Source organism: Paraburkholderia monticola, from assembly GCF_001580545.1.
Classification (GTDB): Bacteria; Pseudomonadota; Gammaproteobacteria; order Burkholderiales; family Burkholderiaceae; genus Paraburkholderia; species Paraburkholderia monticola.
Genome location: NZ_LRBG01000037.1, coordinates 666361 through 690089, shown reverse-complemented (window position 1 = coordinate 690089; position 23729 = coordinate 666361). Strand labels below are relative to the sequence as shown.

Sequence of the window (23729 nt, the reverse complement as noted above, 5' to 3'; positions counted from 1 at the left end):
CGAAACCCGAATCTCCGAAATTGTCGACCAAATCTGAAGACGCCCGCCCACTCCCCAGATTCACCGGCAGCCTGGTGCGGCGTGCCCAACAGCGCCATGCAGCAGTGTGGCTAAGTGAGGTTTCCACCGAGATCACGAGCGTCCAGTACGCGGCGCTCGAGGCCTTGCAGGAGACCCCCGGCGTCAGTCAGCGGCAACTCGGAGATGAACTCGATGTCGACCGTTCGACCATAGCGGATCTCGTTGCACGCATGGTGCGCAATGGCCTTATCGAACGCGCCGACGATCCTGTCGACAAGCGCAGTTACGTGCTGTTTCTCACCACCGCCGGTAAGAAGCAGCTCGCGACCTTGCGTCCTCGAGTCGAGCAGGTCGAGCGCATTCTCACCGCAAGGTTGACACCGGCCGAACTCGCGCAGTTGCGCCGCCTGCTTTCGGCACTGCTGCCGCCGCAGGCTTGATGCGCCGGCTTCCGCAAACCGCCTAAGTTCGCGGTCCACCACTCGCCACACGTGCGCCCGCACGTGCGTTCTGGAATTCGAGCCGCAACGCAATCCGCGCCAGCGGACATCCGGACGATCCAGCGTCCGCATCCCTCGCTTCGATCGCCATTTCTCCAGCGCGGCAAACCCGCCTGCGACCAGCACTGATTCGCGCATCCTGAAAGCACTGCTGCGCATATCCATAGCTGCAATGCTTCCTTGTCCCTGGAAAGGGTGTCGACAAGAATGAGCACTCCACGACCACCACGTCGCGCTGCACATCGTCCCGATCAATGACCCATCGAATCCCGCGAAACGTTTTGCGAACCTTCTCCTTGTGGAAGTCCGCATTGCTCGCTACGGCACTCGCATTGACGATGCCGCTGGCCCATGCCGACAAACCCGCTGTGATCCGCATCGGCGTCGCGCAGCAAGGCGCCGGCGATCCGCCGACCTTCGGCGGCTCACCGGCCGCCACCGTGCAGCAGCTTCAGCTGCTCGAAAAGGAATTCGCCGCCGACGGCATCAAGGTCGAATGGCTGTTCTTCAAGGGCGCGGGTCCGGCTGTCAACGAAGCGATCGCCGACAAGTCGCTCGACTTCGCGTTTCAAGGCGACCTGCCCTCCGTACTGGGCCGGGCAAACGGCTTGAAGACCCGCATCCTGCTCGAATCCGGCGTGCGTGTCGGCGTGAAGTTCGCCGTGCCGCCCGACTCGCCCGTGCAGAGCGTGAAGGATCTGAAAGGCCGGCGCGTGTCGATTTTTCGCGGCACCAATCTGCAGCTCGTCGCCGACAACGTGCTCGCGGCCAATCAGCTCGACGAGCGCGATCTGCGCGTGATCAATCTGGATTCGGCCAGCGCGCTCGCGGCGCTTTCGTCAAAAGGCATCGACGCGTCGGTCAACGACTATCACCTTTACAAGCTGCGCGATCAGGGTCTCGCGAAGATCGTCTACGAATCGCAGACAGCAGGCCCGCAGTTTACGCGGCAATCGCACCTGCTCGTGCTCGACGATTTCGATCGCGCGCATCCCGACATCGTGCAGCGGGTCGTCAACGTGTTCGTCAAAGGCGCTCAATGGTCCTCCGATGAAGCGAACCGCGACGCGCTATTCAAGCTCTGGGCGAAAAGCGGCGTCAGCTACGCGTCGTGGCAGGCCGAGTTCGCGAACCAGCCGCTGAAGTCGCGCAACTCGCCGCTGATCGATCCGTTCATCGTCGCGCGCTACAAGGCCGTGTCGGCCGATGCGTTGAAGCTGAAGCTGATCCGTCAGCCCGTCGAGGTCGACGGCTGGTTCGAGCCGCGCTATCTCGACAACGCGTTGCACAGCCAGTCGCTCGAGCACTACTGGACGCGCTACGACCCACAAGGCAAACCCCTCGGCTGACCGGAGATCGACGATGAGCAAGGCGCTTGGCGAATGGTCCCCGGCCGCGGCGCACGTCCCGGCGCGCGTGGCAAACGACGCGAAGGCGCAGGCGAATCTGCAGCGGCGCGCACGGGCCGTCGGCTGGCATCTCGCGCCGTGGCTGTTGCCCGCCGCACTGTTCGCGCTGTGGAGCATCGGCTGCGAACGCGGCTGGATCGCGCCGCAAATCCTGCCGCCGCCGCAGATCGTGTTCGACACGCTGAGCGACCTCGCGCGCAGCGGCGACCTCGCGCACCATACCCTCGTGAGCCTGCAGCGCGTACTGCTCGGCTTCGGCGCGGGCACCCTGGCTGGTTTCCTGATCGGTGCGGCGCTCGGTCTGTCGCGGACGGTCGAATCGTACGTTCTGCCGGGATTCAATGCGCTCGTGCAGATTCCCGTGCTCGGCTGGCTGCCGTTTCTGTTGCTGCTCGTCGGCGTCGCCGAGCCGCTCAAGTACATCCTGATCGCGCATGCCGCGCTCGTTCCCGTCACGCTGAGCACGATGCAGGGTTTTCGCCAGACGCCCGCCGCGCTCGACGAAGTCGCGCGCGGGTTCGGCTATGGCCGCTGGCAGCGCATCGCGTACGTGGTGCTGCCCGCCGCCGTGCCGACGCTTGCCACCGGCGTGCGGCTCGCGTTCACGAAAGCGTGGCTTGCACTGGTCGTCGTCGAACTGGTGGCGTCGTCGGAAGGGCTCGGCTATCTGATCGTCTCCGGCCGACAGCTTTTTCAACTCGATCTGGTCATGGCGTCCGTCGTGATCGTCGGCGCGATCGGCTTTGCGATCAACCGTCTGCTCGATGCGCTCGAAGCGCGGCTGCGGCGCGGCCAACCTTCGGCGTTTCGCGAATAGACGCTTCGTTTCTGGACTCAGTCATGCCACTCACTTCTGCTTCCGAGGCGCTGCGCCGCTTCTTCGAGCCGCCGCGAAGCGCTCCACCTTCGTGCGGTTGCGAGGCACCTGCCCGCCCCACTCGCATGGCAGCGCTCAGGGACCGTCTTGCTGCCTTCAACTGGCGCGGTCTCGTGCTGCCGCTCGCATTGTTCGCGCTGTGGTGGCTCGTGTCGGCGTTACACCTCGTCAAGAGCGGCCTGCTCGTGAGCCCCGCCGATGTCGCGCATACCGCGTGGCAACAGATCGAAAGCGGCGCATTGCTGCGCGCGCTGTCGGCGTCGCTCGCGCGCGAGGCGAGCGGCTTCGTGATCGGCACCGCGGGCGGCCTGCTGCTCGGCTCGGCGCTCGGGCTCTCGCGTGTCGCGACGCGCCTGATCGGCCCGAGCTTCGATACCTTCAAGCAAATCTCCCTGTTCGCATGGATTCCGCTGATCTCGGTCTGGTTCGGCCTCGGCGACATGGCGAAAGTCGTGTTCCTGTCGCTCGCGGCGTTGCTGCCGGTCGCGGCACATACCTGCGACGGCATCCATGCGGTGCCGCGCCGCTACATCGAGGTCGCGCGCGCGTTGCGCTACTCGCGAATCCAGCTGATCCGCTACGTGATCCTCCCCGCCGCGTTGCCGACGATCTTCACCGGCCTCTATCTGGGGCTGATCTATTCGTGGCTTGCGACGCTCGGTGCCGAGTATCTGCTGGTCGCGGGCAGCGGCATCGGCAACACGCTGATCGACGGCAGCGAGCAGTTCAGGATGGACCTCGTGCTGTTCGGCATCATCGTCGTCGGACTGACCGGCTGGGCGCTCAATGCGCTCGCCCGCGGCGTCGAGCGACGCGTGATGGCGCGCCGCAGCGGTGCGCCGCGGGAACGCGCCGTCGCCTGAGGTGGTGCAGCAGCCAAACGGCTCATCAACAGGAAGCGAACTCATGACCACCACGGTTTCCGAAGGCATCCGCATTCGCGGCGTCAGCAAGCGCTATGCAGGCCAACGCGGCGCGCGCGACGACCTGCTCGTGCTCGACGACATCTCGCTCGACATCGCGGCCGGCGAATTCATCAGCGTGCTCGGCGCGAGCGGCTGCGGCAAGTCGACGTTGCTGCGGCTCGTCGCCGGACTCGACACCGACTATCGCGGCGATATCAGTGTGGATGGCGAGCGTGTGCGCGACACGTCGCTCGAACGCGGCATCGTGTTTCAGGATCACCGGCTGTTTCCGTGGCTGACGGCGTCGCAGAACATTCTCGCCGCTCTGCGCAATGCGCCGCTCTCGTCGCAACAGAAGCGCGACGCGGTGGCCGAGCATGTCGCGCTGGTCGGCCTGCAAGGCTTCGAGCATGCGTATCCGCATCAGCTGTCGGGCGGCATGGCGCAGCGTGTGGCGATCGCGCGCGGACTCGTGAATCGCCCGCGCGTGCTGTTGCTCGACGAACCGTTCGGCGCGCTCGACGCCCTCACTCGCGCGCGTCTGCAAAACGAACTGCAACGGATCTGGGAGAGCGAGCGCATCACGATGATCCTCGTCACGCATGACGTCGACGAAGCGATTCATCTCGGCGATCGCGTGGTGACGATGGCGCCTCGCCCTGGCCGCATCAAGCGGATCACGCATGTCGGCTTGCCACGGCCGCGCGAGCGCAGCGACCCGCGCTTCGTGCATCTGCGTGAGCAGATCCTCGCGGATTTCTCCGAGCGGACCGAACATGCCGGCTGACCTCGCCCGCGACAAGCAGCGTCTTCGTTCAACGTTCGTCACAAGGAGCCCGCAGTGAGCGCAACATCACACCACCCACGACAGATGAGCCTCGGCGCATTTCTGATGGAGACCGGCCATCACATCGCCGCGTGGCGTCATCCCGACACGCATGCGGCGGGCGGTCTCGACTTCACGCACTACGCGCAGCTCGCGCGCATCGCCGAGCGGGCGAAGTTGGACGCGATCTTTTTCGCGGACAGCGTCAGCGTGCGCGACACGCATCTGCCGTCGCTGTCGCGCACCGCGCGCGCCGATCACTTCGAGCCGTTGACGCTGCTGTCCGCGCTGTCGGTCGTAACCGAGCGCATCGGGCTGATCGCGACCGTGTCGACCAGCTTCAACGAGCCCTACAACGTGGCCCGCAAATTCGCCTCACTCGATCATCTGAGCGGCGGCCGTTCGGGCTGGAACCTCGTCACGTCCAGCACGGAAACGGAAGCGCACAACTTCAGTCGCGACAAGCACCTCGATCACGCGCTGCGCTACGAGCGCGCGAAAGAGTTCTACGACGTGGTCGCGGGCCTGTGGGACAGCTGGGAAGACGACGCGTTCGTGCGCGACAAGGCGAGCGGCATCTATTTCGATGCCGACAAGCTGCACGTGCTCGGCCATCGCGGCAAGCACTTCAGCGTGCGCGGGCCGTTGAACGTCGCGCGTTCGCCGCAGGGCTGGCCGGTGGTGGTACAAGCGGGCGCATCGGAAGCCGGACGCGAGCTGGCTGCGCAGACGGCCGAGGTGATCTTCGTCGCGCATCAGACGCTCGACGAAGCGCAGCAGTTCTATCGCGACGTCAAAGGACGCCTCGCGCGCTACGGACGCGCGCCCGAGCATCTGAAGATCATGCCGGGCATCTTCCCGGTGATCGGCAAAACGCAGCAGGAAGCGCGCGACAAGTTCGACGCGTTGCAGGAGCTGATCGATCCTGCCGTCGGCCTCGCGTTGCTGTCGAACATGTCGGGCGGCATCGACCTGTCGCAATACCCCGTCGACGGACCGGTGCCGGAGCTGCCCGAAACCAATGGCGGCAAGAGCCGCCAACGGCTGCTGCTCGACCTCGCCCGGCGTGACAACCTGACGATCCGCGATCTGTATCTGCGTATCGCGGGCGCGCGCGGACATCAGCAGGTGATCGGCACGCCGCAAAGTATCGCCGACCAGTTGCAGCAATGGTTCGAAGAGGAAGGCGCGGACGGCTTCAACATCATGTCGCCGTGGCTGCCGGGCGGGCTCAGCGAATTCGCCGATACCGTCGTGCCCGAATTGCAGCGCCGCGGACTCTTTCGCACCGAGTACACGGGCCGCACGTTGCGCGATCATCTGGGGCTGCCGCGTCCGCTCAATCGTTACACGCAGACGGCGCGGGAGCGCGGCGAACTCGCGACGGCCGCTTCCTGAACAAAGGCCTTTGGCGAGCGAGGCAATCTGCTCGCCCGCCAAAGGCCTGTCAAAGTTTGCCCGGCCGCGGATCCGGCACGAAGCCATCGCGATTGGGCATGCGGATGGCGGCAAGCGTTTGCGCGTCGAGACGCGCATCGTCCGGCACGATGCCGTTGCGATTCAATATCCACGCGCTGAGCGCGTACACCTCGTCGGCGCTCAGCGACTGCGGCGCGTTATAGGGCATCGCCCGGCGGATATAGTCGAACAGCGTCGTCGCATACGGCCAGTAGCTGCCGACCGTGCGCTTCGGATTCGCGGTGGCGAGCGTGCCCGCGCCGCCGATCAACTGATCGCCGATCAATCCTTCCCCTTTCGCGCCATGACAGACCGCGCATTTCGCCGCGAAAATGCGGCCACCCGTTGCGACGTCGCCGCTGCCATTGGGCAGGCCGTGGCCGTCCGGCGCGACGTCGATATTCCAGGCGCTCAGATCGGTTTCGCTGATCGGCTTGCCGAGCGCGTCGACCGATGCGCGCCAGTGCGCTTGTGCAGCGCTCGACTGCGCGTCGCGCGTTGCGTTGAACGACGAGGAGCAGCCAGCGAGCAGACTGCCAGCCGCGACCACTGCCAGCAGAGCGCGCATCATGCTGGATACCGAGCCAACGATCCGGATAGGCTCACGCATTTTTCACGCTCCCATCCGCTTCGATGCGCCACTGCTGAATGCCGTTGTAGTGATAGTTCGAGTTCAAGCCGCGCGCCGCGACGAGTGCTTCGCGCGTCGGTTGCACGTAGCCGGTCGAGTCCGTGGCGCGCGACAGGATCGCGGTCGGCGCGCCATTCCACACGAAGCCAGCCTGGAAGCGCGTCAAGGCGCGATCGCGCGCCGGCTCGTCGAGCACCGCGGCTTGCCACGTCGCGCCGCCATCGGTCGATACCTCGACCTTGCGGATCGCCCCGCGCCCCGACCACGCGAGCCCGACGATCGGATAGAAGCCCCGCACCGTCAGCCGCTGCCCGGCGGATGGCCGCGTGATCACCGACTTCGCGTCCATCTCGAACACGAACTGACGCGCGCGCCCGTCGGGCAGGATGCCCGTGTACTTCGACGTTTCCTCGCGCGTCTGCAACGGCGCATCGACGATCTTCAACCGCCGCAGCCATTTCACGTTGGTATTGCCCTCGAAGCCAGGCACGATCAGACGCAGCGGATAGCCGTTCTCGGGCCGCAGGCGCTCGCCGTTCTGCGCGTAGACGACGAGCGCGCGTTCGAGAATCCGCTCGAGCGGCAGACTGCGCGTCATGGCGGCCGCGTCCCCGCCTTCGGCGAGCAGCCATTGCGGCGTGCCGCCGTCGCTCGCCGCCGTGCGTCCACCGACTGCTTCGAGCAGCGTCGACAGCCTGACGCCGGTCCACTCGCAGCACGACAACAGACCGTGCGTGATCTGCACCGGCAAGCCACTCGGTCCCTTCCACTCGCTCGCCGTGTTGCCCGAGCATTCGAGAAAGTGAATGCGCGACTCCGAAGGCAGGCGCAACAGGTCATCCATCGTGAAGAGCTTCGGTTCGCGCACGAGACCGTGTATCACGAGCCGGTGCGCGTCGGGATCGATGTCGGGCACGCCCGCGTGATGCCGCTCGTAGACGAGCCCATTCGGCGTGATCGAGCCATGCAGATCCGCGAGCGGCGTCAACGACGATGCGGCGCCCGGCATCGGCCACGCTCGCGCGGCGCGGCGAATCACGTTCGCTTCGTGCGGCGATGGCAGTCCATACGGGTGGTTGAGAATCGGCGCACCGGGTGTTTGCGTCCAGGCATCGACGCCTAGCGGCTGCAACAGCGTTGCGGCCCTCAGATTCGGCGCGGCCAGGGCGGACAGGGCGAGACCGCCCAGCAGACGTCGACGCGGCGACGCGGGTTTCGACGCAGCGTGCGCGTCGCGGGCAATACGTGAATGTCGCGGCATGCTTGTGCCGGCGAGGCGGCCTGGGTTGATCGAGAAGCGCCCGAGTATAGGCAGTGTCGGCGCGCCATTCAAAGCCGATTGCGACTATGGTTATGACCGTCCGCGATATGCCGTGCGCGGACTCAGAAAAACAGCAGCGAACGCAACTCGATACTGCGCCGCGGCCGCGCGTCGGGCGGCGAGGACGGATCATCGAACGCCGTATGCGCGGTCAGGCGCGCGACGTCGTCTCCCGCCGAATCGTAGATTTTCAGCAGCAGCACTTCGTCGGGCGTCATCAGCGGGAAGTAATACCAGCGGTGTCGCGGATCGAACACGAACGCGTAGGTCTCACCGACCTTGTCCGGATAGATCAGATCGGACGGCACCAGATCGTTGAGCGCAATGCTGCGCGCGTCGCACAACGCGAGCGGCGAGGTTTCGACCGGCCAGCCGATCGGCCGCCACAGGTTGACGATCGCGACCCGGCCCTTCAGCAACTGCTCGGCCTCGTGCGGCGGCAGATGATCGCGCACGCGGCGCGGCCCCGACACGAAGGTCTGATCGTTGTGGATGTACTTGACGGGTTCGCGCACGCCGCTCGCTCGCGTCGTGCGGCCATCGCGCAACGTGTGATCGAAAATGACGACGCGCTTCGCGCCGGTCCACCGCTTGAGCAATGCCTCAGACTCAGGATAGTAGACGCGTTCGATCGCGGCCGGATCGGCGAAGTCGCTGAGAGCGCTGGCGTGCTGGTGCAGTTCGAAGCCGTTGCGATCGAGCGACAGCCCGCCGGGCGGCGGGCTCACGCGCGCGTTGGCAATCTTCACGCGCTCGGTCCGGTAGATGCCGCTGCGCAGCGGCACGCCCGCGGGCGGCTCGTATGCGTACGTGGCGGGTTTCACACCCGTGGCGAACAGATAGTTCAGGTCGGCCTCCACCACCGCCGGCTGTTCGACGACGATATCGCTCATTGCTTGCGCTCCATCAGATGTCCGTCAATCCGGCGCGATTTCGGCGAGCACGTGAAACGATTCGAGCGTGTAGCCCATGTTGAAGTAGCCCGCGCGCGCGCAGATCGCAATCCGCTCGAGGCGTTCGGGATCATCGCGCGATGGATCGTATGCGTCGCGCGCGTGGGCTGCGTCGTGGCGCCGGTCGCGATGGACCCGCTGCCGAATGGCTTCGAAAGGGTGGAACACGGCCCGCCGATAAAACGATGCGAGGTTCATTGACATCATGCGCCCTCCTGCTCGTGGCATTCATCGAATCTAGTCGGCGGCGCGCGCTTGCGCAAACAAGCATTTGTGCAATGCTTTGCGGCGCGAGTGCAATGTTGGGCCCGCAGTATTCAGTTCAGCGCAATCGCGGCCGCCGCCCCCACGGGTGAGCCTTGCAGCGCTACCGACGCGCGTCCGTCCGGCCCGACCGGCACGTCGCCGACTAGCGTCGTGCGGTAGAGCTGGCGATCGAAGTCGAGATCGAAGATATCGGTCGGCGCGAGATGCGCGGTTGTCCGGTTGTCCCAGAACGCCACGCTGCCTGCTTCCCATTTGAAGCGAACCGTGAACTCCGGCCGCGTCACGTGTTCCCACAGCAGTTCGAGCAGGACCTGACTCTCGCGCGGTGTGACACCGGCAATCTGCTTCAGAAATCCGGGGCTCACATAGAGCGCACGCTCGCCGGTCTCCGGATGCACACGCACGAGCGGGTGCTCGCTGACGAGCGTGTGCTGCTCGACCGCCGACGCAAAAGCCTCGGTGCCTTTCGCGCCTTGCGGCGGCGCGAAGCGATGCACGCCGCGCAGACCGTCGACGAACTGGCGCAATGGCTCGGACAGCTTCTCATAGGCGATGACGAGGTTGGTCCATTGCGTGTCGCCGCCGTACGGCGGAATGGTCACGCCACGCAGAATCGACGCGAACGGCGGATTGACGGCCGCGGTCACATCGGTATGCCAGCCCGTCCAGGGCCGCAACAGCGGCTGCCCTTCGAAGCGCGTCGCCTTGCGGAATTTCGAAATCGAGTAGATCTGCGGATGGCCGTCGACATGGCCGAACACCGGATGCCCGACCGTCAATTCGCCGAATTGCGCGGAGAACGCAACATGCTGCTCGTGGCTCAGAAACTGCTCGCGAAAGAACACGACACGCCACTTCAGCAGCGCGGCGCGGATCGCCTTGATCTGCTTCTGGTCGAGGGGCCGCGTCAAATCGACTCCGCTGATTTCCGCTCCGATATGCGCGGACAGCGGGTTGATCTGGAGTTCGGCTTCGTTCGTAATGGGGGCTGCACTCATCGTTGCTCTCCTGGGTTGCGGCGCTTGTCGCGCGACCTGCGTGGATGTTCATCGGCGATGCGGCAGCGAGCCATGTGCGCGGAATTATCGTTCGCGATCCTGATGATGTACGCTGCACGCGTGCGCCAGCGTGTCAGTATAGGGACACGCCGGTACACCGATAACGACCGATTTGCGCTTAGGTTATTCGCGCAGGTGCAATGAAGAGACCCCTCGTCGCGGATCGCGGCGCATACGAAAAAGGCATGGCGCCTTCCGGCACCATGCCTTGCTTGGTCACACGACAGACAGCGGCGCGGCGCGCCCGTTCAAGCACGCCTTGCGGACAGATGACGAATCACCGACACCATCGCATCCACTTCGTCGCAAGTGTTGTAGAACGCGAGCGACGGGCGCACCGTCGTTTCGAGCCCGAAGCGCCGCAGGATCGGTTGCGCGCAGTGATGCCCCGAGCGGACTGCGATGCCCTCTTCGGACAGTGCACGCCCAACCTCTTCGGTTTCGTAGCCCTTCAGCACGAAAGACAGCACGCTCGCCTTGTCGCGCGCGGTGCCGACGAGCCGCACGCCCGGTACGGGCGCGAGTGCATGAGTCGCGTACTCGAGCAGATCGTGCTCGTAGCGCGCGATATTCTCGATGCCGACCCGCTCCACGTAGTCGAGCGCGGCGCCAAGACCGACCGCATCCGCGATATTGCCCGTGCCTGCCTCGAAGCGATTCGGCGGCGGCTGAAACACCGTCCGCTCGAACGTCACATCGGCGATCATGTTGCCGCCACCCTGCCACGGCGGCATCTCGTCGAGAATCGCGCGCTTGCCGTAGACCACGCCGATGCCCGTCGGACCGAAAATTTTGTGGCCCGAGAACACGAAGAAGTCCGCGTCGAGCGCCTGCACGTCGACGCGCATGTGCGAGACCGACTGCGCGCCGTCCACGAGCGCCTTCGCTCCCGCGCGATGCGCGAGCTCGACGATTTCGCGCACCGGCACCACCGTGCCGAGCGCATTGGATACCTGGGTTACCGAAACGATCTTCGTGCGGTCGTTCAGCAGCTTGCGGTATTCGTCGAGCAGCACCTGGCCCGAATCGTCGACGGGAATCACGCGCAGCTTCGCGCCCGTCTGCGCCGCGAGTTGCTGCCACGGCACGATATTGGCGTGATGCTCGAGATGCGACACGACGATTTCATCGCCGGCGCCGACGTTATTCACGCCCCACGTCTTCGCGATCAGGTTGATCGCCTCGGTCGTGCCACGCACGAACACGATCTCATCCGGCGACGATGCGCCGATGAAGCGCTGCACCTTGCTGCGGGCGTCTTCGTAGGCGTCCGTCGCGCGGCCCGCCAGCGTATGCGCGGCGCGATGGATGTTCGAGTTCTCGTGCGCGTAGAAATACGCGAGACGGTCGATGACGGACTGCGGCTTGTGCGTCGTCGCCGCGTTGTCGAACCAGATCAGCTGCTTGCCGTTCACGCGCTCCTGAAGGATCGGAAAATCGCGGCGAATCGCGTTGACGTCGAAGGGCGGATGGCCTGCCGGTGTGGCCGCCGCGAGCGCCCGCGAATCGGCTTCGCCCCGCGTGCCCTCGACAAAGTACGGCGCGCCGCCGCGCGGCAAGCCAAGTGGATCGTCGACCGGCGGCGCGAAGCGATGAATCGACAGCAGCTCGCGCAGGTCATCCTCGCCGGGGAGCCCGAATGAACCCGGCACAGCCGCGGCGCTCGCGGGCAACGCGATCTGCTGATCGGGACGCGACCAGCCGTGCCCCGCCGCCTGCATGAAATAGTAGGGCGACGCGGAAGCCCCTTCCTGCACCGGCGGCACGCCCAGCGCCGCTCCGCCGGCGCGCGGCTCCAGCGCGGGCGCGATCGTCGCGGCATTGTCGAGCAGTCCGTTCTGCGCGACCGCATGCGGCACCAGCGCCGGCGCGCGATTGCCGAGCGACAGCACATGCGTCGGCGCCGACGGCAACAGGTTCGCACCCGGCACCTTCCCTTGCGGCAACGAAACGCCAGGGACGCCCGTGCCAGCGCCACCGGGGCCGGCAAGCGGCGAACCCGCCGGAGCCGGATTACCGAGCGACGACAAAATGGGCGCGGCAGCAGGCAACGCCGAAGCAACGCCGCCAACCGCGCCGCTGCCAGCCGACACCTGCGGTGCTGCCGCGCCGCCCGGCAACGCACTGAAGAACTCGGTCGCGAGGCGCGCCAACTGCGCCGGATCAGGCAGTCCAGCCGGCAGCACCGGCGGCGGCGCGGACAACGACCCCGCGCTCGGCGGCCTACCGGTAGGTGTCTGGATAGTCATGGTATTTGCCGATCTCTACGTCGTCGAGCACTGCGAGCGCATCGGGTGAATGAACGGCGAGCGAGCAATAGAGCGAGATCAGATACGACGCGATCGCCTGGTTGTTGATGCCCATGAAACGCACCGACAACCCTGGGCCCTGCTCGCCCGCGACGCCCGGCTGGTAGAGACCGACCACGCCCTGGCGCTTGTCGCCGACACGCAGCAGCAATATCTTCGTCTTGCCGTCGGCGATCGGCACCTTGTCCGACGGGATCAACGGAATGCCGCGCCACGTGATGAACTGCGAGCCGAACAGGCTGACCGTCGGCGGCGGCACACCGCGGCGCGTGCATTCGCGGCCGAACGCCGCGATCGCGAGCGGATGCGTGAGGAAAAACGCGGGCTCTTTCCAGACTTTGGTCAGCAACTCGTCGAGATCGTCCGGCGTCGGCGCGCCCGTCAGCGGAAACACGCGCTGCTCTTCATCAACGTTCGCGAGCAGACCGTAGTCCGGATTGTTGATGAGCTGGCTTTCCTGAACTTCCTTGATCGTCTCGATCGTCAGGCGCAGCTGTTCCTTGATCTGATCGTGCGGACTGCTGTACAGATCGGAGATGCGCGTGTGCACGTCAAGCACCGTGCTGACCGCGTTGAGGAAGTACTCGCGCGGATTTTCTTCGTACGGAACGTACGTCGTGGGCAGTGTGCTTTCGTCCTCGCGCGCGGTGCAGGCGGCCTGAACCGCTTCAGGATCCTTCACGCGGTTCAGACGATAGATGCCCGCCTCGACCGGCACCCATTGCAGCAGATGGGTCAGCCAGCGTGGCGTGATGGTGGAAAGCTGCGGGACTGTTTTGGTGGCGTTGGCTAGTTGCCGTGCTGCATTATCGCCGAGAGCGGTTTGGCCGCTCGCTGACGTCGACATACGAAGGCTCCAGGTCTATAGAAGAAAAACAGGAATGCTTATGGCGGCAGGGAATTATCAGAAGACTCAAATATCGGCTCAACATGCTATAGCCATCATCGCGCGCGCGACGGGCCCTGCCCCCCGCCGCGATACGCGGTGTACGTGTTCGTGAAGAACGTCGAATCAAGCGATCAAGCGGGAAGCCGAGGCGCCACGGCGCCGCGCTCGTGGTCAGGCGCATCGAGCCTCGACGCCGCGCACAGCAGCGTCGCGATCGGCACATTGAGCGCGCGCGCAAGCTTGTCGGCCGTGACGATCGACGCGATCGCGCTACCCCGCTCGATCTCGCCGACATACGACCGGTTCAGCCCCGCATGCTCGGCGAGTTGCTCCTGCGACCACGAAAGCGCTTCGCGCAAGGACCGCACTGTCGCCCCGAAGTCGCGCACGAGTCCTGTCATCCCGGCACCTCGGCCGAGATCGCGCGGGCGGCCGGCGTCGCCGCTCGCGCCGATTCGCTGCGTAGCACCGCCTGCGTGACGTGCGAGCCGGGCGCGACATCGTGTGTGATCCACACGTTGCCGCCGATGGTCGCGCCGCGTCCGATCGTCACCCGGCCAAGAATCGTCGCGCCCGCATAGATGACGACGTCGTCCTCGACGATCGGATGGCGCGCGAGCCCTTTCTCAAGGTGACCGTTCTCGTTGAGCGGAAAACGCTTCGCGCCGAGCGTGACCGCCTGATAGACGCGCACGCGCTCGCCGATCACGGAGGTCTCGCCGATCACGACGCCAGTGCCATGATCGATGAAGAAGCCCGAGCCGATCTGCGCACCGGGATGAATGTCGATGCCGGTTTGCGCATGCGCCAGTTCAGCGACGATCCGCGCGAGCAATGGCAAGCCCAGTCCATAGAGTTCGTGAGCGAGCCGGTGATGAATCATCGCGAGCACGCCGGGATAGCACAGCAGCACCTCGTCGACACTGCCAGCCGCGGGATCGCCGTGGTACGCCGCGATCACGTCGCTGTCGAGCAGCGAGCGAATCGCCGGCAGGCGTCGGGAGAACGCGCGGATCGCTTCGATCGCGCGGGCTTCGATCGTATCGCCGTCGCTTCTTTCGCGTCGCGCCGCGTATTGCAGTTCGAGCCGCGCTTGCGCAAGCAGACCGTGCAACGCCGCATCGAGCGCGTGCGTGACGTAGAAGTTCTCGCTTTCCTGTCGTAAGTCGGGCGGCCCGAGCCGCATTGGAAACAGCGCGCCCTTCAGTGCGTCGATGGCGGTCGCGAGTGCGTCGCGCGAAGGCAGATCGCGCCCGCCTGGCTCCAGCGCGCGCCGTTGCACGTCGCGCCATTGTTGCCGGACCGTCTGAAGCGATCCGGCGATGTCGTCGATATCGAATGCCGCCATTTGCCCATGCTCCTTGTGACTATGTTTACCGGCAAGCGGCTTGCCAGGCAATGCCTCGCCGCGCGATGCGTGCGCATGCCCGAAGAGGCAGACCAGCTCGCGCTAGTCCTGCACCCACGGCAGATCGTGGAAGCGCCAGCCGTTCAGCGCGCCGCGGTGCTGACCGTCGTTCAGATCCCCTTCGAATCCTTCCAGCACGTTGTATACCTGCGTGAAGCCCGCCTTGGCCGCCGCTTCGGCCGCCAGTGCCGAGCGATTGCCGCTGCGGCACAGCAGCAGCACGACCGCGTCCTTGCCGGTTTTCGCTTCGAGTTCGCGCACGAAGCGCGGATTGCGCGTGAGGCTCGTGCCTGTCGCCCACGGCACGTGCACCGTGTCGGGCACGTAGCCGACGAACTTGCGTTCCTCAGCCGTTCGCACATCCACCAGCAGCGCATTGCCGCTGGAAAAGAGTGCCCACGCGTCCCGCGGCGCGACGCCGCCGGCATATGCGAGCCCTGTGGTTGCCGCCTTTTCGCGTGCCGTCTCGAGCACTGCGTGGGCCGGTCGTTGTTCGAGTACTGCTGTCATGTCGCCTCCTTGATGATGGAAAGTACCGCCACAGCGCGGCAAACCGTCTATAGCCATCAGAAGCGATCATGAGCGAGGCGGTAGGCAGAGCAGAACCAATCAAATTTCATTTCTAAAGAAGGACGCGTGGATTGAAGTTATTCGTGAGAGAGCGGAACGCGAACGGATTGAGTTCCTTGGTGAAAACGTCGACGAAGACCGGCGCGACGGAACGCTCAGAACGCCTGCAGGCGCTTGCGCCGAATCGCGATAACGATAGCGCTCGATATTATTTGTGCGCTAACGAGTGCCTCTCTACGATCTCGAGACCTTCACTCGAAACAGCTTCCAGAAACATGACAACGACAAAAGCACTCAAGGCCGCACTTTTCTCGGTTCTCGTGACATGCGGCATCATCGGCGCGCAACCGGCGCTCGCGGCGGGGCAAACGGTGCGCGTCGGCATCATGTCCGGCGAGGACGAAGACGTGTGGCGCGCGGTCGCGGCCAATGCGGCCAAACAGGGCATCACCGTCAAGATCACGACGTTCTCCGACTACACGCAGCCGAACGAAGCACTCGCGCAGCACGATCTCGATGCGAACTCGTTCCAGCACAAGCCCTATCTCGACGCGCAGATCGCGGCGCGCCACTACGAGATCGTGCCCGTCGGCTATACCTACGTGCAGCCGATCGGCCTCTACTCGCGCAAGGTGAAATCGGTCGCGGCGCTGCCGCAAAACGCGACGATCGGCGTGCCGAACGATCCGAGCAACGAAGGCCGCGCACTGCTTCTGCTGCAAGCGAACGGAGTGATCAAGCTGCGCCCCGACGTCGGCCTGCTGCCGACCGCGCGCGACATCGCGGACAATCCGAAGCACGTCCAGATCAAGGAGCTCGACGCGGGCATCGTCGGCCGTGCGATCGGCGACCTCGACGCGGCCGTGGTCAATACCGACTGGGCGATCAAGGCCGGCATCAAGATTCCGCAGGAACGCATCGCGCAGGAGAAAGTGCCGGGCAATCCGTATCGCAACTTCATCGCGGTCAACGCGAAAGACGCAAACGCGCCGTGGGTGAAAGCCATCGTCGCCAGCTACCAGCAGGCCAACGTCGCATCGTCGATCCTGACGGTCTATCACGGCGCCACGCTGCCGGCATGGGACGGCGCGCCCCAGCACTGAGATCGCGCCCGACGCCAGCGGCGGCGCTTCGGTCGCCGCCGCCAATCCTCGCCTCTTCATCGTATTGCCCGTCATGTCCATCACCACAACACTCCACGACCGCCGCACCTTCCTGAAGCTCTCGCTCGGCGCCGCAGCGGCAACCGTATCGGCCGTAGCGGCACCGCTTTCGTTCGCGCAAGGCAACCCGCGCGTCTTGCGCGTCGGCAACCAGAAGGGCTATCTGAATCTGCTGAAAGGGCGCGGCACGCTGGAAAAGCGGCTCGCACCACTGAACGTATCGGTGACGTGGACCGAGTTCGCGGCAGGCCCCGTGCAACTGGAAGCGCTGAACGTCGGCTCGATCGATTTCGGCGATGTCGGCGAAGCGCCGCCGATCTTCGCGCAGGCCGCCGGCGCACCGTTGGCCTATGTGGCGGCGACCGTCAAGCGGCCGCAGTCGGAAGCCGTGCTCGTGCCGCCTCAATCGACGATCCGCTCGGTCGCGGACCTGAAGGGCAAAAGGATCGCGCTGAACAAAGGCAGCAACGTCCACTACTTTCTCGTCAAGCTGCTGCGACAGCACGGTCTGCAATACGGCGACGTGAAGCTCGTTTTCCTCGCGCCCGCCGATGCACGCGCCGCGTTCGAGCGGGCGTCGATCGACGCGTGGGTCATCTGGGATCCGTTCTTCGCCGCGGCGGAGCAATCGCTCGGCGCTCGCGTGATTGCCGATGCGAGCGGCGTGGTCGGCAATCGCGCGTTCTACTTCTCGTCGCAGAGTTATGCGGCGAACAATCCCGACGTGATCCGCATCGTGATCGAAGAACTCGACAAGGTCGATCAGTGGGGCCAACAGAACAAGGATCAGCTCGCGAGCGAACTCGCGCAGCTATGGGGTTTGCCGAAGCAGGTCGTGGAGGTGGCGGTACGACGCCAGCAGTTCGGCACGCTGCCGATTACCCGCGCGATTCTCGGCGAGCAGCAACAGATCGCCGATACGTTCCTCGATCTCGGCCTGATTCCGAAGCATGTCGACGTGCTGAAGGCGGCGCCTTCGAATCTCGCCTAGGTGCGCGGGCGACGCGGCGATGTCGCCACCGCCTCAACGCTCGGAGACCGGCCGCTTCAGTGTGGGAGCGCCCTCCTGGGGCGCGTCGCTGTACTCCGACATACGTCGCACAGAACTGACGCAGGCCGCGATCAACGCGAGCGTCGCGGCAATGCCGGCGATCAGCGTGAGGTGCCGGCCATGCACGAGCCCGAATACGACGGCCACCACCACGGCGCCGCTCGACTGGCCGAGCAGCCGTCCCATCGACTGCAGGCCGGACGCGCCGCCGCTGCGATGCCGCGGCGCACTGCCGATGATCACGCGATTGTTCGGCGATTGAAAGAGCCCGAAGCCGAGGCCGCAGATCGCGAGGCGCCACACGATGTCGAAGCGCGTCGCCGTATCGCCGAGCAGGCACAGCAGCGCGAGACCGGCTCCGAACACGACGAGCCCGATGCTGCTGATGCGTCCCGGCTGCATCCGGTCGGAGAGTCGTCCGGCGAGCGGCGCGATCAACGCGGTCACGAGCGGCCAGGGCGTCATCAGAAGGCCGGTTTGGGTTTCCGACAGTTTCAGCGTCTGCTCGAAATAGAACGGCAGCACGATATACGCCATCGTCTGTGCCGCGAACGAGCAGATCGACGTCGCCATCGACAATGAAAACACCGGCATGCGCAGCAGGTCGATCGGCAGCATCGGCGCCACGAGCCTGCTTTCGCGGCGCACGAACAGCACGCCGGCCACCAGTGCGAGCGCAACCATCACGATGCCGCGCTGCGTCGCGCCCGGCTGGCTGAATGCGGCGAGACCGGAGATCAGCAGGCCGAAGCAGAGCGCATTGAGCACGACGCTCAAGCCGCTCAGGCGTGCACCGGAGGCCGGCGTCACGGGCAACGTGCGCGCGCCGATCGACAGCGCCAGCACGCCGAGCGGCACATTGACGAGGAACAGCCACTGCCAGTGCGCGATCGACAGAATCGCCGACGCGATACTCGGCCCCGCCGCCGACGAGACGGCCACGACCAGCGACGATAAGCCGACGCCGAGGCCAAGCTTCGCCTTCGGAAAGACGAAGCGCACCAATGCGATATTCACGCTCATGATGCCGGCCGCGCCGAAGCCCTGAAACACGCGGGCAATGGCAAGCAGCGCCAGAGTGTGCGAATTCGCGCAGGCGAACGACGCCACCGTGAACAGCGCGAGTCCGTAACAGTAGACCCGCTTGTAGCCGAGGCTGTCGCCGAGCACCGCGAGCGGCAGCAAGGACACGGTGATCGCCAGCTGATACGCATTGACGACCCAGATCGCGGCCGAGGGCGATACCGCGAGGTCATTGCTGATGGTGGGCAGTGCGACGTTGACGATCGAGGTGTCGAGCACCGACATCGTCATCGCGATGGCGATCGCGAGGTACGCAAACGCACGTTGGGGGTTGGGCAGGCCGTCGGTCATGGTGCAAGTGGATCGAAAGAAATTGCGCGGGCGGCGGCGTGCTGCGCCGGCGCGGGTGCATTGTTGCAACTATGACCCGCGGGAGCAAGGTTGAACTTGATACTGGAATGATCGGTACCCGCCTCGTGGCGCGTCTGTTTCGGGCACCGCGCTTGCGTCGCTGAAGAGTTGACCGGCCCCGGCCCACGTTGTCAATCTGTAGGAATCATTGCACCGGCCCGTATTGGCGAGGCACCCATGAAACAGCCTTTTTTCACGATCGGGCACTCGACGCACCCGTTGCAGCAATTCGTCGATCTGCTCAAAGGCGAACAGATCGCGTTGCTGGTCGACGTGCGCAGCATCCCGCGCTCGCGGACCAATCCGCAGTTCAATCTCGACACGCTGCCCGCTTCGCTCGCCCCCGAGCATATCGACTACGTGCATCTCGCCGCACTCGGCGGACGCCGCGGCAAGTGCAAGGGCGATGCGCCGTCGCCGAATGCGTACTGGACGTATCCGGCGTTCCGCAACTACGCGGACTATGCGATGAGCGATGCATTCCGCGATGGGCTCGCGCAACTTCTGACGCTCGGTCATCGGCAGCGCTGCGCGATCATGTGCTCGGAAGCGGTCTGGTGGCGTTGCCACCGGCGTATCATTACCGACTACCTGCTGACGCACGACGAAAGCGTGCTGCACATCATGGACGCGCACCACACGAACGCCGCCACGATGACGCCGGGCGCCGAACCCCAGGCCGACGGCACGCTGATCTATCCGGCTCAAGCGCAGGACTGACCCGCCCATGACACGACTGCCCGCCAGTCACCTCGCCCCGCTCGATGGCTGTTACCACTCAACACACGTCGAAAAACGGCGCGTCGCTCGACACGCTGCTTCAGGATATCCGCGCCTGCACGCTGTGCGCGCCGATGCTGCCGCACGCGCCGCGCCCCGTGCTTGCGGCATCGGAACGGGCGCGCATTCTGATCATCGGTCAGGCACCCGGCGCACGCGTGCATGCGTCGGGGGTGCCGTGGAGCGACGCGAGCGGCGCGCGTTTGCGCACGTGGCTCGGCATCGACGACGCGACCTTTTACGACGTTTCGAAACTCGCTCTCGTGCCGATGGGCTTCTGTTTTCCGGGCCGCGGCGCGAGCGGCGATCTACCGCCCCGGCCCGAGTGCGCAAGCCGCTGGCATCGCCAATTGCTCGAGCATATGCGTTCGGTGAAATTGACGCTGCTGATCGGACAATACGCGCAGCGCTTCGGCCTCGGCGACGCATTCGGCCCGACTTCGACCGATACGCTCGTGAGATGGGCGGAGTTTGGTCCGCATCTGATGCCGCTTCCGCATCCGTCGCCGCGCAATATCGCCTGGTTCAAGCGCAACGCGTGGTTTGAAGCAGAGGTGTTGCCGACGTTGCGCGAGCGTGTTGCGGCGGCGTTGGCGGATCGGGCGCTTTGAGCGCCCGTCTGCTGCACCGCGTCACCAGCCCGAAGCCCTGCATGACGTCACGCAGCGGGCGTCTGTAAGCGGCCGTCCCACTCTTCGGACACGTTACGGGTATACATGGATTAGGAGGCGCAACCGCACTGCACTACCATCTTTGCGGTACCGCACGGCGCGTATCGAGCGCTTCCGAATCGGGGTTGCCCAACGCCACGCCAAAGTCCCGCGCAGCCCAGCGCACTCCCGGTGCCGTCCAGCATCTGCACACGATCGACGCAACGTCGACCACATCGACCAACGAAGACAAGAACCGGAGGATGAGATGGCACAGCAACGGGATGACGATCAGGATCAAAACGGTAGCGGTATCAGCACGACACGGCGGGGGTTGATGCAGGGCGCGGGGCTCGGCGCGGCGCTTTCGCTGATGGGTGCGCTCGGCGGCGCAGGCGGGCTGATCGGCGCCGCGCAGGCCGCGGAGTCGGCTTTTCCGTCCCACAAGAAGTGGAAGATCGTGTTCGTCAATCACGTCACCACGAACCCGTTCTTCGTGCCGACACAGTATGGCATTCAGGATGCCTGCTCGCTGCTCAGCATGGATTACCAGTGGACCGGCTCGGCCACCTCGGACGCGGGCGAAATGGTCCGCGCCGTGAACTCGGCGATCGCGGCGAAGGCCGACGCCATCGCGGTGCCGATCGTCGATCCGAGCGCGTTCGACAAGCCCATTCAGGCCGCGCTCGACGCCGGCATCCCGGTGTTCGCCTATAACGCCGACGCGCCGCGCGGCAAGAAGAATCCGCGCCTGGCTTATATCGGCCAGGACCTGTATCTGTCGGGCTACCAGATGGGCGAGCGGATCGTGAGCCTGATCGACAGCGGCATGGTCGCGCTGTTCATCGCGACGCCGGGGCAGCTGAACATCCAGCCGCGCCTCGACGGCGCAAGCGACGCCATCAAGAAGTCCGGCAAGAAGATCGACATCCAGACGGTGGCCACGGGCGCGACGGTCAACGAGGAGCTGTCGAAGATCAAGTCGTTCTATCTGGGCCACCAGGACCTGAAGGGCATGTTCGCCGTCGATGCGGGCAGCACGCAGGGCGTCGCGCAGGTGATGAAGGAATCGAACCTTCCTTCGAAGGGCGTGCACGGCGGCGGCTTCGACCTGTTGCCGACCACCATCCAGCTCATCCACGAAGGCTTCCTCGACTTCACCATCGATCAGCAGCCCTACGTCCAGGGCTTCTATACGGTGATGCAGGCGTTCGTGTTCCTCAGCTCGGGCGGCCTCGTCGGACCAGCCGAAATCAACACCGGCCTCAAGTTCGTGACCAAGGACAACGTCGAGCCGTACCTCAATACCTCGACGCGCTTTGAAGGCAAGACCGATAAGCAGCAAATCGTTCCGAGGTCCGGCGCAATCAAGTCCTGATGAATACAGTGAACGAAACCAGCAAGACCGAAGCTGCCCGCGCGCCCAAGCGCGCGGGCGTTTCTTTCGCATCACAATGGGCGCCCGAGCTACGTATCCTGCTCGTGGCCGTGCTGCTGGCCGCCTACTTTGAATTTGCGAATCACGATTTCCTGCTCACCAACGCGAGTCTCGTCAATCTCTCGCAGTTCATCGCGCCGGTGGCAATCATCGCGTTCGGTGAAATCATGCTGATGATCGGCGGCGACATCGATCTCTCGGCCGGCATGGTGTTCGCATTCGCGCCCTTCATGATGGTGTTCGCGAACGACGCGGGCGCGCCCATGTGGCTCGCCGTGATCGCGGGGCTCGTGGCCGCGGGAATCATCGGCTTCGTCAATGGCGCCGTGACGGTGTGGCTGCGGCTGCCGTCGTTCGTCACGACGCTCGGCACGCTCTTTCTGATCAACGGCATTACGCTCACCGTCTCGCGGGGCACGCCCGCGCCCACGCCGGGGTCGCCGACGTTCGCCGGGTTCATGGGCGCATGGGGCTATAGCGAGATCATCTGGACGCTGGTGATCGCGGCCGCGATGCACGTGCTGTTGCGGCACACGCGCTGGGGCCTGCATACGCAGGCCGCGGGCGCAAATCCACTCGGCGCGAGCGAGGCCGGTATCCAAGTGAGGCGGCTGCGCCTCGGCAACTTCATTCTCGCCGCCGTGCTCGCGGGCTTCACCGGCATGCTCGAAGCCTTTCGCATCACCTCGATCGATCCGCAGGCGGGCGGCAACCAGATCATGTTCCTCGCCGTGGCCGCCGCCGTGATCGGCGGCACACCGCTCACGGGCGGCTCGGGCACCATCGTGGGCGGGCTCATCGGCGCGGCGGTGCTCGGCATTCTGAACGACGGCTTTACGCTGATCGGCATCAACGCGTTCACGTTCAACATCATTCTTGGCGCCGCGATTCTGGCGGCGATGATCTTCAACATCCACGTCGGGCGTATTCGCCGCAAGGGTGGACGCTGATGGACCAATCGCAAACTTCTTCCGCAGGCGCGAACGCCACGCCTGCTGCGAACAGCGCACCCGACGCGCCGCTCGCGCTGCGCGGCGACAGCCTCGTCAAACGCTTCGGCGCGGTGACGGCGCTCGACGGCGTCTCGCTCACGCTCGGCAAGGGCGAAATTCTGGGCATACTCGGCGACAACGGCGCGGGCAAGTCCACGCTCGTGAAGATCCTCACCGGCTTTCATCAGCAATCGGCCGGCACGCTCCATATCGACGGTGAGGAGACGCTGCTGCGCTCCGTCGATCATGCGCGTTCGCTCGGCATCGAATGCGTGTATCAGGATCTCGCGCTCGCCAATTCGCTGAGCATCTATCACAACATGTTCCTGAACCGCGAAATCGTGCGCCGCGGACCGTTCAGGCTGCTCGACCACAAGCAGATGCGCGAGCGCGCGGCGCAATGCCTCGACGATATCGGCGTGCACGTACCTTCGGTGGATTTGCCGGTGGAGCGTCTTTCGGGCGGTCAGCGCCAGGCTATCGCCGTGGCGCGCGCCGTGAATTCGAACGCGAAGATCCTGTTGCTCGACGAGCCGCTCGCCGCGATGGGCGCGCGCGAGGCGGGGCTCATCATCGACCTTCTGATGCGCTTGAAGGAGAAAGGCGGCCTCTCCATCATCATGATCATGCACAACTATGCGCAGACGCTCGATATCGCGGATCGCATCATGCTGATGCAGCGCGGCCGCGTAACCTACGAGCAAAAGAGCGCGCTGACTTCGGTGGCGGAGCTGATGAACATCGTGCAGCGGGAATACCGGGCCATGCGCGCCGGCGGCGAGCATTGAGCCCTGCATAAAGCCCGGCATTGAGCCCAGC

At 65.1% G+C, this 23729-nt stretch carries 24 protein-coding genes; 13 read left to right on the top strand and 11 right to left on the bottom strand.

The features are described from left to right. Window positions 1–20 precede the first annotated feature (20 nt). The 6 genes from CI15_RS27050 to CI15_RS27025 all read left to right on the top strand — a co-directional run bounded on the left by CI15_RS27050 (window position 21) and on the right by CI15_RS27025 (window position 5936). Complete coding sequence (locus CI15_RS27050; RefSeq protein WP_062133802.1) at window positions 21–461, top strand: MarR family winged helix-turn-helix transcriptional regulator; 441 nt, start codon at window positions 21–23, stop codon at window positions 459–461. A gap of 314 nt (window positions 462–775) precedes the next feature. After that, entirely contained in the window at window positions 776–1870 is a 1095-nt protein-coding gene (locus CI15_RS27045) for an ABC transporter substrate-binding protein (RefSeq protein ID WP_062133799.1), read from the top strand. Between the two features lie 13 nt (window positions 1871–1883). Continuing rightward, a complete protein-coding gene (locus CI15_RS27040) occupies window positions 1884–2747 on the top strand; it encodes an ABC transporter permease (RefSeq protein WP_153041200.1) in 864 nt (287 codons plus the stop codon). A 23-nt stretch (window positions 2748–2770) separates the two neighbouring features. Further along, window positions 2771–3670 (top strand): ABC transporter permease, encoded by a 900-nt coding sequence (locus tag CI15_RS27035; protein ID WP_420915880.1) that lies wholly within the window; start codon window positions 2771–2773, stop codon window positions 3668–3670. Between the two features lie 43 nt (window positions 3671–3713). Continuing rightward, entirely contained in the window at window positions 3714–4499 is a 786-nt protein-coding gene (locus CI15_RS27030; RefSeq protein ID WP_062133796.1) for an ABC transporter ATP-binding protein, read from the top strand. Window positions 4500–4583: 84 nt separating this feature from the next. Beyond that, window positions 4584–5936 (top strand): LLM class flavin-dependent oxidoreductase, encoded by a 1353-nt coding sequence (locus tag CI15_RS27025; protein ID WP_062133794.1) that lies wholly within the window; start codon window positions 4584–4586, stop codon window positions 5934–5936. A gap of 49 nt (window positions 5937–5985) precedes the next feature. On the opposite strand, the gene CI15_RS27020 is transcribed toward CI15_RS27025, so the two are convergent. The 10 genes from CI15_RS27020 to CI15_RS26975 all read right to left on the bottom strand — a co-directional run bounded on the left by CI15_RS27020 (window position 5986) and on the right by CI15_RS26975 (window position 15342). Next, entirely contained in the window at window positions 5986–6606 is a 621-nt protein-coding gene (locus tag CI15_RS27020; RefSeq protein WP_062133793.1) for a c-type cytochrome, read from the bottom strand. Beyond that, window positions 6599–7888, bottom strand: a complete 1290-nt coding sequence (soxC, locus tag CI15_RS27015; RefSeq protein WP_062133786.1) for a sulfite dehydrogenase — start codon at window positions 7886–7888, stop codon at window positions 6599–6601. The genes CI15_RS27020 and soxC overlap by 8 nt, the downstream gene beginning before the upstream one ends. A 122-nt stretch (window positions 7889–8010) precedes the next feature. Further along, entirely contained in the window at window positions 8011–8841 is an 831-nt protein-coding gene (locus CI15_RS27010) for a CmcJ/NvfI family oxidoreductase (RefSeq protein ID WP_062133784.1), read from the bottom strand. Window positions 8842–8865: 24 nt separating this feature from the next. Then, a complete protein-coding gene (locus CI15_RS27005) occupies window positions 8866–9108 on the bottom strand; it encodes a hypothetical protein (protein ID WP_241495946.1) in 243 nt (80 codons plus the stop codon). A gap of 110 nt (window positions 9109–9218) precedes the next feature. Beyond that, entirely contained in the window at window positions 9219–10166 is a 948-nt protein-coding gene (locus CI15_RS27000) for a TauD/TfdA dioxygenase family protein (protein WP_062133780.1), read from the bottom strand. A 308-nt stretch (window positions 10167–10474) separates the two neighbouring features. Beyond that, entirely contained in the window at window positions 10475–12475 is a 2001-nt protein-coding gene (locus CI15_RS26995; protein ID WP_062133778.1) for a family 2A encapsulin nanocompartment cargo protein cysteine desulfurase, read from the bottom strand. After that, a complete protein-coding gene (locus tag CI15_RS26990; protein ID WP_062133775.1) occupies window positions 12450–13382 on the bottom strand; it encodes a family 2A encapsulin nanocompartment shell protein in 933 nt (310 codons plus the stop codon). Before CI15_RS26990 ends, CI15_RS26995 begins: the two co-directional genes overlap by 26 nt. Before the next feature lie 173 nt (window positions 13383–13555). After that, complete coding sequence (locus CI15_RS26985; RefSeq protein WP_062133771.1) at window positions 13556–13825, bottom strand: helix-turn-helix domain-containing protein; 270 nt, start codon at window positions 13823–13825, stop codon at window positions 13556–13558. Further along, window positions 13822–14772 carry a serine O-acetyltransferase EpsC gene (gene epsC, locus CI15_RS26980; protein ID WP_062133768.1) on the bottom strand — a complete coding sequence of 317 codons (951 nt, stop codon included), beginning with the start codon at window positions 14770–14772 and terminating at the stop codon, window positions 13822–13824. Before epsC ends, CI15_RS26985 begins: the two co-directional genes overlap by 4 nt. A gap of 102 nt (window positions 14773–14874) precedes the next feature. Beyond that, complete coding sequence (locus tag CI15_RS26975; protein WP_062133765.1) at window positions 14875–15342, bottom strand: rhodanese-like domain-containing protein; 468 nt, start codon at window positions 15340–15342, stop codon at window positions 14875–14877. A gap of 335 nt (window positions 15343–15677) precedes the next feature. On the opposite strand from CI15_RS26975, the gene CI15_RS26970 reads away from it, so the two are divergent. Further along, the gene (locus CI15_RS26970) at window positions 15678–16505 is read left to right on the top strand and encodes a MetQ/NlpA family ABC transporter substrate-binding protein (protein WP_062133763.1); all 828 of its coding nucleotides are present in this window, start codon (window positions 15678–15680) and stop codon (window positions 16503–16505) included. 73 nt (window positions 16506–16578) lie between these two features. Then, window positions 16579–17556 (top strand): sulfonate ABC transporter substrate-binding protein, encoded by a 978-nt coding sequence (locus CI15_RS26965; protein WP_062133761.1) that lies wholly within the window; start codon window positions 16579–16581, stop codon window positions 17554–17556. 33 nt (window positions 17557–17589) lie between these two features. Here CI15_RS26965 and CI15_RS26960 read toward each other — a convergent pair whose 3' ends face one another. Next, entirely contained in the window at window positions 17590–18990 is a 1401-nt protein-coding gene (locus CI15_RS26960; protein WP_062133758.1) for an MFS transporter, read from the bottom strand. Window positions 18991–19227: 237 nt separating this feature from the next. Here CI15_RS26960 and CI15_RS26955 point away from each other — a divergent pair, with 237 nt between their 5' ends. The 5 genes from CI15_RS26955 to CI15_RS26935 all read left to right on the top strand — a co-directional run bounded on the left by CI15_RS26955 (window position 19228) and on the right by CI15_RS26935 (window position 23698). Continuing rightward, complete coding sequence (locus tag CI15_RS26955) at window positions 19228–19770, top strand: DUF488 domain-containing protein (protein ID WP_062133755.1); 543 nt, start codon at window positions 19228–19230, stop codon at window positions 19768–19770. Between the two features lie 44 nt (window positions 19771–19814). Further along, window positions 19815–20441, top strand: a complete 627-nt coding sequence (locus tag CI15_RS26950; protein ID WP_062133752.1) for a uracil-DNA glycosylase family protein — start codon at window positions 19815–19817, stop codon at window positions 20439–20441. A gap of 307 nt (window positions 20442–20748) precedes the next feature. Further along, complete coding sequence (locus tag CI15_RS26945; protein WP_062133749.1) at window positions 20749–21858, top strand: sugar ABC transporter substrate-binding protein; 1110 nt, start codon at window positions 20749–20751, stop codon at window positions 21856–21858. Beyond that, window positions 21858–22868 (top strand): ABC transporter permease, encoded by a 1011-nt coding sequence (locus CI15_RS26940; RefSeq protein WP_062133746.1) that lies wholly within the window; start codon window positions 21858–21860, stop codon window positions 22866–22868. The genes CI15_RS26945 and CI15_RS26940 overlap by 1 nt, the downstream gene beginning before the upstream one ends. Further along, complete coding sequence (locus CI15_RS26935) at window positions 22868–23698, top strand: ATP-binding cassette domain-containing protein (protein WP_062133743.1); 831 nt, start codon at window positions 22868–22870, stop codon at window positions 23696–23698. The genes CI15_RS26940 and CI15_RS26935 overlap by 1 nt, the downstream gene beginning before the upstream one ends. Window positions 23699–23729 lie beyond the last annotated feature (31 nt).